This window comes from Chromohalobacter sp. 11-W (assembly GCF_029889905.1).
GTDB lineage: Bacteria > Pseudomonadota > Gammaproteobacteria > Pseudomonadales > Halomonadaceae > Chromohalobacter.
This window is the reverse complement of sequence record NZ_JARANZ010000032.1, coordinates 1-755: the sequence shown is the minus strand read 5'-3', so window position 1 is coordinate 755 and position 755 is coordinate 1. Positions and strand designations below refer to the sequence as shown.

Genomic DNA, 755 nt, shown 5'->3' with positions numbered 1-755 from the left:
ATTAGGCTCCCACCACATAAGCGTGGCGCTAGCGTGGGAGGCGACAGCCGTTCGAGCGCGCGTTCGTGCCATGCATGACATTCAGGGACGATGCCATGTTAGAGGCGCTCTCCGACACCTTCGATATCGATCTGTCGCCGTCGCAGCGGCTGCTGACATTAGAGATCGCCGGGGCATCGCTGCTGCCGCATCGGCTGGTGGGCGAGGAGCGTGTCAGCGAACCATTCAGCTATACCCTCGACTGCATCTCCCAGCAGGGGGATCTCGAACTCAAGACGTTGATGGCGCAGCCGGCCCGGCTTTCGATTTTGCAGGCCGATGGCCGCTATCGCCAGTTGCACGGGCTGGTCAGCGAAGCCGCGTTGCTGGGCGAGGATGGCGGCGTCACCTACTACCAGCTCACGCTGGTGCCGTGGCTCAAGATGCTCGAGCTGGGCCGCGACAGCCGCATCTTTCAGGACCGCAGCGTCGTCGATGTCCTCACTGACGTATTCGAGGGGCATGAGCTGGCCAGGGGCCGCTACCGCTTCGACCTGCGCCGCGACTATCCCACCCGCAGCTACTGCGTGCAGTACCGCGAGAGCGATTTCAACTTCGTCAGCCGCCTGCTGGAAGAAGAAGGCCTGTGGTACTACTTCGAATATGCCGGTAACGATGACGGCAACGACGAAGACGACGAAAACAGCGGCAAGGCGGCGTCCGGTAACGGGGCGCGCGCTAACGATGGTCAGGCCTTCGATGGCCATCGCCTGGTC

At 62.6% G+C, this 755-nt stretch carries 1 protein-coding gene; it reads left to right on the top strand.

The window, feature by feature from the left end; all coding sequences use genetic code 11:
- Nucleotides 1-95: 95 nt before the first annotated feature.
- The coding region (gene vgrG / locus OP494_RS17135; RefSeq protein ID WP_280542789.1) for a type VI secretion system tip protein VgrG at nucleotides 96-755 on the top strand (660 nt) is incomplete at its 3' end.